The organism is Bartonella sp. AA168HLJHH (assembly GCF_042197365.1).
Taxonomy (GTDB): Bacteria; Pseudomonadota; Alphaproteobacteria; order Rhizobiales; family Rhizobiaceae; genus Bartonella.
The window spans coordinates 15,219-29,725 of sequence record NZ_JBHIRS010000011.1; the positions used below are offsets into that span (position 1 = coordinate 15,219).

Annotated in this window: 11 protein-coding genes; 6 read left to right on the forward strand and 5 right to left on the reverse strand. The window is 34.5% G+C overall.

Features of this window, described 5'->3' with window-relative positions; all coding sequences use genetic code 11:
- The first annotated feature begins 28 nt into the window (after positions 1-28).
- The 3 genes from ACFINM_RS07160 to lpxK all read left to right on the forward strand — a co-directional run bounded on the left by ACFINM_RS07160 (position 29) and on the right by lpxK (position 3,997).
- A complete protein-coding gene (locus ACFINM_RS07160) occupies positions 29-274 on the forward strand; it encodes a DUF4170 domain-containing protein (RefSeq protein ID WP_375621070.1) in 246 nt (81 codons plus the stop codon).
- Between the two features lie 1,370 nt (positions 275-1,644).
- Positions 1,645-2,967, forward strand: coding sequence for a lipid IV(A) 3-deoxy-D-manno-octulosonic acid transferase (gene waaA / locus ACFINM_RS07165; protein ID WP_375640980.1), 1,323 nt, complete (start codon positions 1,645-1,647; stop codon positions 2,965-2,967).
- A complete protein-coding gene (gene lpxK, locus ACFINM_RS07170; RefSeq protein WP_375640981.1) occupies positions 2,957-3,997 on the forward strand; it encodes a tetraacyldisaccharide 4'-kinase in 1,041 nt (346 codons plus the stop codon). The genes waaA and lpxK overlap by 11 nt, the downstream gene beginning before the upstream one ends.
- Before the next feature lie 19 nt (positions 3,998-4,016).
- Here the strand turns inward: lpxK and ACFINM_RS07175 are convergent, their stop codons facing one another.
- On the reverse strand, positions 4,017-4,253 hold the full coding sequence (locus ACFINM_RS07175) for a DUF2093 domain-containing protein (protein ID WP_375608064.1): 237 nt from the start codon (positions 4,251-4,253) through the stop codon (positions 4,017-4,019).
- A 109-nt stretch (positions 4,254-4,362) separates the two neighbouring features.
- Complete coding sequence (gene mutL, locus ACFINM_RS07180) at positions 4,363-6,216, reverse strand: DNA mismatch repair endonuclease MutL (RefSeq protein ID WP_375621067.1); 1,854 nt, start codon at positions 6,214-6,216, stop codon at positions 4,363-4,365.
- Positions 6,217-6,453: 237 nt separating this feature from the next.
- On the opposite strand from mutL, the gene ACFINM_RS07185 reads away from it, so the two are divergent.
- On the forward strand, positions 6,454-7,542 hold the full coding sequence (locus ACFINM_RS07185; protein ID WP_375621066.1) for a 2'-deoxycytidine 5'-triphosphate deaminase: 1,089 nt from the start codon (positions 6,454-6,456) through the stop codon (positions 7,540-7,542).
- Between the two features lie 1,149 nt (positions 7,543-8,691).
- Positions 8,692-9,843: an FMN-dependent L-lactate dehydrogenase LldD gene (gene lldD, locus ACFINM_RS07190; RefSeq protein ID WP_375612383.1), complete on the forward strand. Its 1,152-nt coding sequence runs from the start codon at positions 8,692-8,694 to the stop codon at positions 9,841-9,843.
- A gap of 1,158 nt (positions 9,844-11,001) precedes the next feature.
- Here lldD and ACFINM_RS07195 read toward each other — a convergent pair.
- Positions 11,002-11,127, reverse strand: coding sequence for a hypothetical protein (locus tag ACFINM_RS07195; protein WP_375612384.1), 126 nt, complete (start codon positions 11,125-11,127; stop codon positions 11,002-11,004).
- Positions 11,128-11,470: 343 nt separating this feature from the next.
- Here ACFINM_RS07195 and ACFINM_RS07200 point away from each other — a divergent pair, with 343 nt between their 5' ends.
- Complete coding sequence (locus ACFINM_RS07200) at positions 11,471-11,800, forward strand: hypothetical protein (RefSeq protein WP_375612385.1); 330 nt, start codon at positions 11,471-11,473, stop codon at positions 11,798-11,800.
- A gap of 1,799 nt (positions 11,801-13,599) precedes the next feature.
- On the opposite strand, the gene ACFINM_RS07205 is transcribed toward ACFINM_RS07200, so the two are convergent.
- Both ACFINM_RS07205 and ACFINM_RS07210 read right to left on the reverse strand, forming a co-directional pair.
- Entirely contained in the window at positions 13,600-13,827 is a 228-nt protein-coding gene (locus ACFINM_RS07205) for a hypothetical protein (protein ID WP_375618608.1), read from the reverse strand.
- On the reverse strand, positions 13,824-14,486 hold the full coding sequence (locus ACFINM_RS07210) for a lysozyme (protein ID WP_375612387.1): 663 nt from the start codon (positions 14,484-14,486) through the stop codon (positions 13,824-13,826). Before ACFINM_RS07210 ends, ACFINM_RS07205 begins: the two co-directional genes overlap by 4 nt.
- Positions 14,487-14,507 lie beyond the last annotated feature (21 nt).

Sequence of the window (14,507 nt, forward strand, 5' to 3'; positions counted from 1 at the left end):
AGATAATCTAAATGATATGGAGGCACATATGACTGAAACCAAAGAAAAAAAACAATATTTACATCTTGTATTTGGTGGGGAATTAAAAAATCTTAACAGTAATCAATTTAAGAATCCTGATGATTTAGATGTGGTTGGTATTTTCTCAGATTATCAATCCGCTCAAGAAGCATGGCAGGCAAAAGCACAAAGCAGTGTAGATAATGCATTACAACGTTATTACATTGTAGATTTGCATCAGTTTCTTGATGCTGAGTTAGGCGATGCAGAATAAAGCTTGAATATTTGGTCATTATAACCTGTAGATTGCTTCATGCTTTTGTTTAGTCGTCCTTTTCATAGGTACGTTCTTCGGGTAAAATAGAATGCCGTAAAAAAGAATATGCTTGTTGTTTAAAATTCATATGTTTTTTTAAGAAACATCTCCCAAAGCACCCAAGCCCATTTCATAATAGTGTCCGTGCAAGGTATAAAATCCATTATTGCACCACCATCTTTACGCTTAATAAAAATGCAAGACAGTTTCTATCAACCTATTTACAACAGCAATATTATCATGACAGCTATCACTCGAAGTTTATGATTATATTGTGAATAGTCACTCTGCTTTTGAATGGGGTATGAGACACTAATGCGTTAAGATTAATAAAAAGAGTAGCATTATTAATGATAGCAATTACTACTCTGTTGAGATTATTAGCACTCGTTACTTATCTATTGGAATTTTTTAAACGAGTTATTACTATAAGCTTAGAAACCATGAAAGTCGTTAGAAACTTTACCAAAATTAGAAACTTAGAGAAACTGAATAGATTTATGAAGTTAACTTACCTCATAAGGATTTCTTGAGTACTCATTTAAAACTACAATCTATAAGTTAATCATTTTGTGTTGATTATATACAATCTTAAAAGGAATAATATATCATTGCGACCTCCTGAAAAGAGAGGATTTAAAATTTTGAAAACTCTTATTTAAATTGCTCTAAGACTTTTAAGAAATTCTCTATTAAACGAGATTAGATTTTTCTAGATTACCTTTAAGAGATTATATCACAATTTAAAATGAGAACTCTATACTATTCAAAAGTTTTTAAGATTAGTTTGACATATTCATTTTATTGAAATGAAATAATAGAGATTGAGCTTTCTTTTAAACACATTTTATTTGTTGTATTTATATTAGGTTGTAATGTCTATATGGGTTATTTTTTGAAAAATTGACAATACCTAACATATGTAAAAATAAGCTTTTTCTCTAAAATACCAACGTGCAAAATTCAAAGTCTCATTAAAATCATAAGAAGTATTTATTCAGTGAGTTGAAAAAATTGATACAATCTATGTCATAGGTTTATCATTTATATTTTAAAAATTATAATCGACTGAAATGTAGTTTTGTTATTTTTGAGTAAGATTTTTTATAGGGTGCAGAATGAAGTGATAAAATCGATATAAGTTACAAAATTTAATTAAAAGAGATTTAAATAATGTGTATATGTATTGAATTTTCTCATGGATTAAGCTTTTTTTATTTAAGATATGGATGATATTAAAAAATATGGATGCAACCAATAGCGTTGATGATTTTTTTAACAAAATAAGTATATAGATATCTTAAAATAGCTGGATGAGGTGATTTTAAATGGTAGAATTAAAGGCACATACGGCTCTTTTAAGCTATCGGATAATTGGTTTTTGCTTATGTCCTGTTATTCCTTTTTATTTGTTCTTTCGTGCTATTCGTGGAAAAGAAGAGTGGTGTCGCAAAAAAGAGCGTTTAGGTAAAAGTTCTCATGTACGTCCCCAAGGTTCATTAGTTTGGTTGCATGCAGCAAGTGTTGGAGAAACACTTGCACTTTTTCCACTTGTAAATTATATTTTATCATTGAAAATCAATGTATTAATGACAACAGGGACTGTGACCTCTTCTACTCTTGTGAAAAAACATTTTGGTGATAGGTTGATTCATCAATATGCTCCTTTGGATTTAGATTTTGCAGTGCGGCGTTTTATTAGTCATTGGAAGCCTGATCTCGTCTTGATTTGTGAATCAGAAATTTGGCCCCTTCGTATTAAAGAACTTGCAAAAATGCGTATTCCGCAGATTTTGGTTAATGCCCATATGTCTGAACGTTCTTTTAAAGCTTGGCAAAAACGACGCGTTCTTGCCAAACATATTTTTAAGGATATTGATTTGGCGATTGGTCAAAACGAAAGAGATGTAGCTTATTACCATACACTTGGCGTAAAATCTGTTACGTTTTCTGGTAATCTCAAGGCTGATGTTTTTCTGGTTGAAAATCAAGAATTGCTTGCACGTTATCGTAATGCTATCGGCAATCGCCCAGTTTGGGCAGCTGTTTCAACGCATGAAGGGGAAGAGGAGATTGCTTTTGAGGTCCATAAAATTGTTAAAAATTATTTGCCAGATTTATTAACAATTATTGTACCTCGTCATCCTGAACGTTCAGAAGATCTTATCAGAAAATGCGATAATAAGGGGTTAAGTTTTATTCGTAGGAGTAGAGACGTTGTTCCAAACATGAATACCGATATTTTATGGGGAGATACCATTGGAGAAATGGGACTTTTTCTTCGCTTATCGAAAGTTTCTTTCGTTGGTAAATCGTTATGTGGAAATGGTGGACACAATCCATTGGAATTGGCTTTGCTTGGTTCCGCTATTTTGACAGGACCCCATGTTTCAAATTTTCAAGAGATGTTCAAACAATTTCTAACGCATGATGCAGCATATATGGTTCAAGATACAAAACAGCTTGCTATTCAGGTGTATAAGCTTTTAACAAATGAAACATTGCGGCAAGAAATGATTGATAAGGCTCATGAAGTGGCGACAGGTATGGCAGGTGCATTTGAGCGCACATTAAAGATTTTAGATCCATTTTTACAACCCCTTGTAATACAAACAGGTTTACGTCAGCGTCAGGGTAGATATGCATATTAGCGCCCCTCGTTTTTGGTGGAAAAATAAAAGCTTTTTGCGTTTTGTGTTAGCTCCAGTTTCATGGGGGTATGGTTATTTTTCAAGTCGTTTTATGACAAGACAGCCTCCCGTGATTGATCTGCCAGTTTTGTGTATTGGAAATTTTACATGTGGCGGTGCGGGTAAAACGCCGGTTGTTATTGCTTTTACAAAAGTGGCTAAAGAACTTGGTTTCGTACCTGGTATTGTATCTCGTGGTTATGGTGGATCAGTTAAAGGGGTACATCTTGTAAATGAAAAATATGATACTCCATATAGTGTTGGAGATGAGGCACTTTTACTTGCACGGCATGCTTTTGTAGCTGTATCACCTAATCGTTATGCAGCGGCACAACGGCTTAAACAAGAGGGATGTAATCTTATTTTAATGGATGACGGATTTCAAAGTCGCCGTCTTTATATGGATTATGCGTTACTCGTTGTTGATGCGATGCGCGGTTTTGGTAATGGAGCTGTCTTTCCAGCAGGACCTTTGCGCGTACCATTAAAAACGCAGTTTTCTTTTATGGATAGTGTTTTATTGATTGGTCATTCCGATGCGCCTGATAATGTCGCTTTTCTTGTTTCGCGTACTGGAAAGCCTTTATATCGTGCTCATCTTAAAGCCAGTGCCTCTGATGAGGTTTCAGGAAAATCATTTTTGGCATTTGCTGGTATTGGCAATCCAGATAAATTTTTTAAATCTATTAAAGAATTGTCCGGTCATGTGGTGCAAACTTACATATATCCAGACCACTATTTTTTCACAGATAAAAATTTAAAAAGCCTTATACAAAAGGCTAAAATGCACAATTTATGGCTAGCAACAACAGCTAAAGATTATATCCGTATACAGACAATTCACACGCAAAAAGGTTTGAAAAATCTTATTGTCTTTGATGTGAATGTCGATTTTGTTCAAAAAGACTTCTGTCGTATGGTCCTTGAAGAGGTCATGACCCGCTTTAGAAAACGTTCCCTTGAATTTTCTTGTCTAAAAGGCAAAGGCTAAATTTGTAGCTTTCGAGGGGTTATTTTTCTTTTGTTTTTAATAATTGCTTGAGATATGGGTTGCACTCAAGTTCACGCTGATAGGATATTTCACAACTAGCATATGCTTCTTGGCGGTGATGATTCCAATATTTTAAATCATCTATAGGGATTTTTTGCCCGCTAACGGCACAAATGGTATAGGTACCATATTCTATAATGTCATATCCGTTATTAGAATAATGAATTTTTGCTTCGCGTTCACCATTGGGAAACATTATAACTCCTTTTTACTTGATACAAGAGATTCAAGAAAAGTGCCATAAAATATATTATAAAGTCGAGAGTTAATTTTAAAATATTTTTCTTGTAAAAATGATGAAGAGCTTATTTTCTGCCAAAAAGCCGTTCTATATCTGCCAATTTGAGTTCAATATAAGTAGGGCGCCCATGATTACATGTACTTGTATTAGGTATTGCCTCCATTTGTCGTAATAGTGTGTTCATTTCTTCGGGGCGTAAAAGGCGCCCTGACCGTATTGAACCGTGACAGGCCATCGTTGCTGCAACATAATCAAGCATTGCTTTTAAATTGTTTGTTGTATCATACTCAGCGGCTTCATCTGCAAGATCTTTAATAAGAGCTTGGACGTTGATCTCTCCTAACATGGAAGGGGTTTCACGCACAACAATTGCTCCTGGTCCAAATGATTCTATTCCTAATCCAAATTTTTGCAAAGCATCTTTATGCGTTAAAAGGCATGTTGCATCCTCTTCAGAGAGTTCTACAATTTCAGGAATAAGTAATAACTGTGAAGGAAGCGGTTTGGAATAAAGTGCATTTTTGAGTGCTTCATAAACTAATCGTTCATGAGCTGCATGCTGATCGACAATGATCAAACTATCTTGTGTTTGGGCGATAATATAGTTTTTATGAATTTGTGCTCTGGCCGCTCCTAGTGGATAAGATAACTCTTCTGATGAAGGTATAGTGCTTGGAATGTATGCATCTCCACTTGGTATATTTAAGCCCTCCATAATAGGAGTAGCATCTTCTTTTAAATCAAAAGAGCTAGTAATATCTAGGGGTTTGTGAACCATTGAAGCGCTGGTAAAATGATGAGGCTGTGGGTTATAAGAAGAGAACTGGTGCGTGTTCTTAAAATTGCCTAATGGTTGTTGTGCCAATGGTTGTTGTGTTTGAAATGCAGTAAGCATTGCTTCAGAACGGGTTGAAGTCGGACGAATACCAGATTGCTGCAATGCTTCACGAATAGCTCCAACAATTAAACCACGAATTAATCCTGGATCACGGAATCGTACATCAGCTTTAGCTGGGTGAACATTAACATCTACTTCAGCAGGTGGGAGATCAATAAAAAGAATAGCGACAGGATAACGATCACGGGGCATAACATCAGCATAAGCACCTCGGAGTGCACTCCATAGAAATTTATCACGCACGGGACGCCCATTAACATAAGCAAATTGATGTAGGCTGTTATTTCGGTTAAAAGATGGCAAACAGGCAAAACCTGTTAAGCGCACCGCTTCGCGTTCAGCATTCAGCGCAATGCTATTAGGGGCGAATTCTTTTCCCATAATCTGCGTAATACGTTGTAATTGTCCTTGAATATTATTTTCTGTAGCAGACAATTCCATAGATGTTCTGTCTAGTCCTGAAAGAGAAAAGCGGATATGTGGAAATGCGATAGCAATTCGCTTAATCATATCGCTAATAGCATTTGTTTCAGCCCGATCAGTTTTCATAAATTTTAATCGTGCCGGCGTGACAAAGAAAAGATCACGAACTTCAACAATTGTTCCAAGATTCGCAGCAGCTGGTTTGGGTCCTACAATTTTTCCTGCAGTAACGGAAATTTCAGCAGCGCTCTCAGCATCTTTTGTTCGTGAAATGAGTTTAAGTTTAGCAACAGAACCAATAGAAGGGAGGGCTTCTCCTCTAAATCCAAGGAAGCAGATATTGTGTACGTCATCGGTAATCTTTGAGGTACAATGGCGAGAAACTGCTAAAGTTAATTGATCTGCAGGAATTCCATAACCATTATCACTCACCTTTATAAAATTTTTTCCACCATTTGCTGTAATAATTTCAATGCGTGTTGCACCAGCATCAATAGCGTTTTCAACAAGTTCTTTGACAACATTTGCTGGTCGTTCAATAACTTCACCGGCGGCGATTTGATTAATAATATTTTCGCTAAGATGGCGTATAATCATAATAAATTCTAACAGGAATCTTAAGGGTTCTATAGAAAATTATGATAACATCATTTGCGAGACATTCAAGAATAAGAGAACATGAGAGGTATTATTTTTACAATACCTCCTATTTTATTTTATGTTAACAAGTCGGTTGGAAAAAACATAAAAATAGTTTTTATCACTTTAAAATAGCTTGCACCAGTTTATCATCTAGGTCAAAAAAGAAACAATGTAAAAGGGAAGGCAATATATATGGCGCGTATAAGCGGTATTTTAGCAGATAGTGATATACAAGCTTTGATTGAGAATAACTTTCTCAAGGCTCAGTATCCATTTGATAGATCTCAAATACAACCAGCAAGCCTTGATCTTCGTTTAGGGGAGAAAGCTTATCGTATACGTGCTTCTTTTATGCCGGGACCTGATACAAAAGTTTTGGATAAGCTTGAACGGTTAAAGTTGCATGAGTTTGATTTACGAGGTGGAGCCGTTTTGGAAACGGGGTGTGTTTATATTGTTCCTCTTTTGGAAAGTTTAGCTTTACCAGAATTTTTATCTGCTGTTGCTAATCCCAAAAGTTCTACAGGCCGATTAGATATTTTTACACGTGTCATTACGGATAATGCTCAAGAGTTTGATAAAGTTTGTGCTGGTTATCATGGTCCACTTTATTTGGAAATTAGTCCACGCACATTTCCAATTTTGGTGCATACAGGCTCACATTTATCACAGCTTCGGTTTAGAAAAGGGCAAAGTTATTTAAATGAAATAGAGTTGCACACTTTGCAAAGGCAAGAAACACTGATATCGGATGATTTTCCTAATATTAGTGTTGGTGGTATTGGTCTTTCCATTAATTTAAAGGGAGACGAAAACGGGCTTATAGGTTATCGTGGTAAACATCATACAAGTGTTATTGATATTGATAAACGTGCCGTTGCCCACGTTTTAGATTTTTGGGAACCTCTTTTTGATCGTGGTCAAAGGGAGTTGGTTCTTGATCCTGATGAATTTTACATTTTAGTTTCACGAGAGTCTGTTCATGTGCCTCCGCTTTATGCCGCAGAAATGACACCTTTTGATCCTTTAGTGGGCGAGTTTAGGGTGCATTATGCAGGCTTTTTTGATCCAGGATTTGGGCATAAGGAGGCGGGTGGAAAAGGAGCAAGAGCGGTTTTAGAAGTGCGGAGCCATGAAGTTCCTTTTATCTTAGAGCATGGTCAAATTATTGGCCGTTTGGTCTATGAGCATATGCTTAATCGACCATCAACCCTTTATGGACATGATGTTGGATCACATTATCAAGCACAGGGTTTAAAGTTGTCCAAGCATTTTAAATGAGTTGGGAACCACGAATTTTGATAACATGTATGCAGAAAACGTATTTTAGATAAAAGAAAATTTTGTGCTTCGCAAAACCGGCGTCATGCATTCTATTTTTAATTTCCAAGGTTATCTCATCTCTTGCATTTGAGAGGGTATGAGAGGCATTTTTACTTCTTTTTTCAAGAGGTTCTATCTATACGAACTCCATTTATGATGTGCAAAAGAATAGTTTTGATTATTTCATCATGACAAAATTTACAATAAAAGAATTTTACTATATTCAATATGTTGTTCATATTTATGATAATAAATCAATAGGTTAATAAAATTCAATATAACAGTAGCTACTCACTTTTCAAAGTAAATATGCGAGATTGGATGCTGCAATTGGCTCAATTTTTCTAGAGTGTAATAACCAGTATATTTTATTCCGCATAAAAATTATCCTTAAGCGTTAATAGATAAGTTTTCACTCCAGTTTAGTAACAATTATTTTCAATAAACATTGTTCTAATTTTAGTAACTCATTTATAGCCTCAAGATATAATATTGCTAGAAAATTATTCAATTAAATATGAAGGTTTCTATTGGTATGAACATTAAAAGTTTTTATGCTTTATATGAATTAGGCACTATATATTTTTATAAACTTTCATGAATAAGTAACAGATCTCAGTTTTGAATATTGATATAAGAAGATTTCTGCATGTATGCGACAGCTTTATTTCCAGTATTAATAAAGGATTTTTTCATCTTTTGGGGGAGATTATGATTTATACTTAATGACACTCTATATTCTTAATAACTGATAATGTAAGGATCTTTGGAGGGAGAAGCGACTTTAAATTATAACTAATTAAGCTACGGAGCAATCGCTTTCGAAAAGGGATTGCTTTAAAGAGAGAATAACATTTTAATTGCACATGAAGAATATATGAGTAGATACGTTATTAATGATACTTCATACTGTGAGATTTTAAATTTGGATAAGAGCAATAAAGACGTTGTTTTTATCAATTAGTTTTTTTAGAAAGTTGCAGTCTCTGTTGCTTCTATCTATTCAATAGAGTGCTTTGGGAGAATAGCGAATAGGTAGGTACATGGATTCGCTTTTATGCGTTTTAGGATGTTTTCTCTTTTCATTTAGAAACAATGGTGCCATCAATGATTATTTCTTCAACACTTGATTATCGTAAGGCAGCAAAGCGTCGTCTTCCTCCCTTTCTTTTTCACTATATTGATGGTGGGGCTTATGCTGAAGAAACGATGCGACGTAATTGTACAGATCTTCAAGCACTTGCATTGCGTCAAAGGATTCTAAGGCAAGTTGGTGAAGTTGATCTTTCAATCAAGCTTTTTGATCAGACACTTGATTTACCGATTGTACTTGCGCCTGTTGGGCTAACGGGCATGTATGCACGTCGTGGAGAGGTAAAAGCAGCGCGTGCCGCAGCGGCAAAAGGGATTCCTTTTACTCTATCCTCTGTTTCAGTTTGTCCTATTGCGGAAGTGCAAGAAGCGGTTGGAGGTGCATTTTGGTTTCAACTTTATGTTCTCAAAGATCGCGGTTTCATGCGTGATGCACTAGAACGGGCTTGGTTGGCTGGTGTACGCACGTTGGTTTTTACAGTTGATATGCCAATTCCTGGTGCACGTTATCGTGATGCGCATTCGGGAATGTCTGGTCCTTATGCTGGTTTACGTCGTTTTTTACAAGCTTTGACTCATCCATATTGGGCTTGGAACGTTGGTGTTATGGGGCGCCCTCATGATCTTGGAAATGTCTCTGCTTATCTCAAAAAGAAAATTGCATTGGATGATTACGTTGGTTGGCTTGGTGCAAATTTTGATCCATCAATTGGTTGGCATGATCTACAATGGATTCGCGATTTTTGGAAAGGAAAAATGATTTTGAAAGGTATTCTTGATCCAGAAGATGCTCGAGAAGCAGTAAAATTTGGTGCGGATGGTATTGTTGTTTCTAATCACGGCGGACGTCAGCTTGATGGTGTATTATCAACAACACGAGCATTGCCTGCAATTGCGGATGCTGTAAAGGATTATTTGACTATTTTAGTGGACTCAGGTGTTCGTTCTGGTCTTGATGTTATACGCATGATAGCACAAGGCGCGGATGCTGTTATGATTGGCCGTGCTTTTGTTTATGCGCTTGCAGCAGCAGGTAAGAAAGGTGTTATGCATCTCCTTGATCTTTTTGCCAATGAAATGCGGGTAGCTATGACACTGACTGGTACTCAGATAATCAAAGATATTACACGCAAGAGTTTAGTAAATATAGATGTTTTTAAGCAATGAAAGCAATATGTTATACTTCTTTCAGAAAAAGAAAGTCTTTTTATAGAGGAGCATAATTATATATTTTAAAAATATGTTGACAGTTAAAGTTAAATAGAAAAGATCAATAAGCTCCTCTATAAAATCACAGAAAATACTCAGTAACTACAATAATATTAAATATTATTGATAATAATTAACACGAAAAAAAACAATAATAACATTGCATACATATTTTATTTACTTTATTAAAATCTCATTCTACGGATAAAAAGGAACAAGTGCTGATATTAAAGGTAAAACAACTGTTGATATAGAAAAAATAGCTATAAATAATGCTGTGAGCATTTTTCCCTCCTGTATATAAAAAACATTAAAATATAATATATTAATTACTTCTTTTCCACATTGGCATAAAACGTAAATTTATAAAATCCATTTAGTTTTATTTTAATATAGAATAATATTAATTATTATACATAAATAAAATTATTAAAAATGTCAATATGTATTTATTTTAATCTATAATTATAATAAAAAATGTATCTAATAAATAATATTTCTATAATCTATATATTATTTATATTAAGTTCATTGGATAATATATTATATGGATATGATATTGTTTTTATGGAGTACGTTTTTAAGCAATGAAAAAATATCCGTACTATCTTTAAAAAAGCTCGTTTACTGAGAGCAAAACTGCGTGAATTAATATGCTTTTCTTTCTTATTTTCTTGTATTCTCAATGATTTATGATGTTTTTGAACTGGCAAGCATATTAGGAAGCAGTTGAATATTTTTTGTATAGTATGTCATTTCTAACACTATTTATGCGTTCTCGATTGATTTTATAACTTGTTAAAATATCCAGTTCATTTTTATTGCAGATGGGGATGGTGGGGGGCCTAATGATACAAATTGGCATAGAATGTTTTGTTCCATAAGCGATTTAACAATTGCATCTCCAAGCTTCTCCTTTGATACTATGCTCTTCATAGACAACAACAGATTGGTGAGATTGGCATAACTCTAGCACTGATCTATTATCTCAAAGTTGAATTGTTGGCACACTTGTAAGCGTTGGGATAACTTCATGTTTTTTGAATCTCTTTAGCAACATCAAGACAAATCTGAACAGTTTCTTCAGTAGCAAGTAAGAGAACATCTTTTCCTTTTTTAAACAGAGGTTTTGCTGATATCAATTTTTGAAGCATTTTTATGAATATTCATAACAGCACGCTTTCCTAAACCTATATAAATAGGTACAAGATTACTCAGAGTAGAAAGAATTACAGTTTCCATTTGATCCAATTACTTACTCGTAAGTAATTGGATAATATTTACTTTATCGCTGAATAAAAAAGAAAAGTTTTTCTCTCTTTAAATAGAGGATGGATTGTCATCTAGCCAATAGGGATAGTTTGCGAGAAATTTGTTCGATGCAAAACGACTTAACATTGCAGTTACTTTTTATCATTTGAAGCTGTGAAAAGAAGGCTAAGATAGATGAAAGAATGTAAAAAATGATGGATACATTTTAAGATAAAAAATTATCATTCTGTTAATTCCACACCAGTTGCTGCTGATATTGGTAACAAAAGAAATTTGATCAAAAAAATATCAAAATTATTTGAGGACATTCCTCATGGCATGTAAACTAAACCTTTTTGTTGGTATGAGTGATATTTTCTTTGAACAGAAATTGATTCTATCTCCTGAAATCAGCAATAATCTCTCAGGTTATGTCGTAAACTTTTTAGGGATGTTACAACGCCACTATCGTCCTTTTATGAAAAATTTAGCATTTCAGATGAGCAGTTGTGAGGAATTTCAACGTTTAATACAGCAAGATCCAGAAACTCTCACGGATTTAGAACGGGCTTCAAGATTTTTATATTTACAGCGATTAAGTTTTAGAGGGAATGTAAATCGTACGATGAGAGTAGAAAACCATCGTAGCGCGCGGGGGGCTTAAGCCCTTCCAATTTGAATGCGTGCTAAAACTTATTTTCCACTGTTTAGCAGGTGTTAGCATTGAACATTTAGACTGGTCTGATTTTATTGTGCGTTATGATCGCCTAAAAATCTTGTTTTATCTTTCACCACTTTAATTGTGGTTTTGAAGGTTATTAAAGAAAGGATTTTTATAAGCGGGAGGATTATCAGCCGATGTCTAAGCTGCTTGCATAATAAGAGGGAGTTTTTTGTCTTTAAACAATATGCTAGAAATTCAAAAAACTTTAGTTAACTTTATACACCATCTTATACAGACTGCTCTGCAAATAACACAATTGCTGGTAAGGAATGGGGCATCACCAATTTTGATTTCTAAAAAAGAAACAATACGTATTAAATAGTCTTTAACTTTACAGACTTTTTGAGAATCCTTTCAGAATCTTTTGAAAAAAGTGAACTGATAGAAGATATTTCTATCAAAATATAGCAACTTTTCTAACAAGTTAGGAATAAATCTAAAAATATACATTAAATATAAAAACAGTACGATATGTAGGCAATCTGGGCTTTAGAAACAAGAATCAGAGCGTATAAAGATGCATAGAGGTGAGATTGAGACATATCATTTTTATGATTCAATAAAAAATAAAAATTAAAGAAAAAATTTTATATCAAAAATTTAAGGTGGTTTAAAAGGTGGACAGGCAATGCATGGAAGGATGAGCGAGAAGGTGAATTAGGGGAGAGTGATTTATAGATTATCAGTATCTTTGTAAAAGTATCTTCTCAAGATAAATATTGTGATGAAATAAGATTGTAGTTGAATGTTCGAAAAGATAATACGCACTCTTAATTTTTCCGTTATACACATCACAATAAAAGCCGTGAAAGGCACGGTCTTATTACAAACTTTCTCTAAAAGCAGTACATGAGTTTGCAAGATATTACCGTAATATTTTAAAAGAAGGATTTTATTTCAGAAAAAAATTATCTTAAAATAGTAAAGCAATATTTTTCAAGAAATTGCTAGGCGACTTTTGAAAGTAAAAAAGCTAAGTTAAAAAATAAAAGCAAAAATGGTTGCTGGTTTTCTCGACTGGAGTTGCATGTCATTTCCCACATAGGGAATTTACCTATAGAAAAATTAACAGCCAAGATCATTCACAATGTTTTCCCGCCACTTTAGCATGAAAAAGCAGATACAGTGCGAAAGTATTTGCCTTATCGTCAACATCATTATTATAATTAGGAAGCTGAAGCAACGTCATTTACAAATCACATAAAAGCCTTACCATTATTCATTATATAGCTCCGTAGATTTCTTTTCTTCAAGCATGCCAGCTCCTAGATGTTATTTTGTTGAAAACAGAGCCTTTGTGTATGATCAGTTCTTTGAACGACGATAGTAGTGCAATCCATAAAATCTTTTCTCATCTTCTTTTGATAGGATAACAAAGATGCCCATAGAATACATCAATAGACTCAATCATTTTACAAAACATAATCTGTTGAATCCTTTCGCTTCAACTCAGACATCTCCGTTACTCTAATTAAAACTAATCGACCACCAGAGTGTTTTAATCCTTTAAGTGCTTTTACTTTTAATCTGAATGTATCCACCTCTTTCAAATCTTTTCATTGATTGATGTTTCAGAGGAATTATATTTTTATCACTTTATTTTCCGTTTATCTCTCCAACCACATAAACGTTCACCTTGTTCATTATGTTTTAAAATATCTCTCGCCAAATTTGGACTAATGACATTGATATCTTGTCGATTCAAATAAATTGGCAGCCATCCAATACAAGAAGTTCGTTCATTCGTCGCGCAACCAGCTAGAAAGCTTAGTGCGCACATCAGCATCACTTTTCTTATTAATTTCATTTTCTACCTCAAGCCGTGTTGTCGCTATCTTGAAATCTTCTTTTGTTTGCTTTTGCTTCTCAACTTTTTTCCCAAGAAAAAAGGCTTTGACTAAAGCTATAAGAAAAGCTGCTATGAGCGCTGACGTCATTGTCAGATATTTTTTTATCCATAAAATCATAGGCGGTGTTCCTGAAAACGTTTAGCAATGTATATCATAGCTGTACAAGCGGCTAAAACCATAATGCCTGCTAGAACCCATTGAACAGGACCATTTCCTGCAAAAAGACCTCCAAGCCCTGAAAAAGAACCTATGATTGGTGCAAGAGCTTCTACTTTGCAAATACCTGTTACGCCTTCTGGTTCTACTACATGATAATTGGGGGCAACATGAGCTCCTTTTGCCCACAATCCTGCTTCGGTTGCTCGGCGATTGACAAGACCTTGGATACGTTTTCCTCCCACTCTTGTCCATTTTTGCAATTCGGTTGGTATCGCTTCATATTCACCTTTATTAAGCTTTTTTAAAAGTGTAGAACTGCGAAATGCTGTGATTCCTACATTATAGCAAAATGATACTAATGCCGCGAATTGTTCATCGTTTAAAGGAACGGTAACGGCTTTTTCAACAACAGCTTCATACTCCCTCAAGTCCTGACAAAGGATTTTTTCAGCTTCTTTTTCCGTAATTTGCATATCTTTGTGAACGCTTGGGGCACCAGCAGCACTTGTATGTCCATAACCAATTGTCCATACACCACCAGAATCTTCATAAGCTGATAAACGCAAGCCTTCCAATTGCTTAATCAATACAAGCCCTTCTTTTGATATTTTTCGCATTATTTTTACCTATAAAAAACT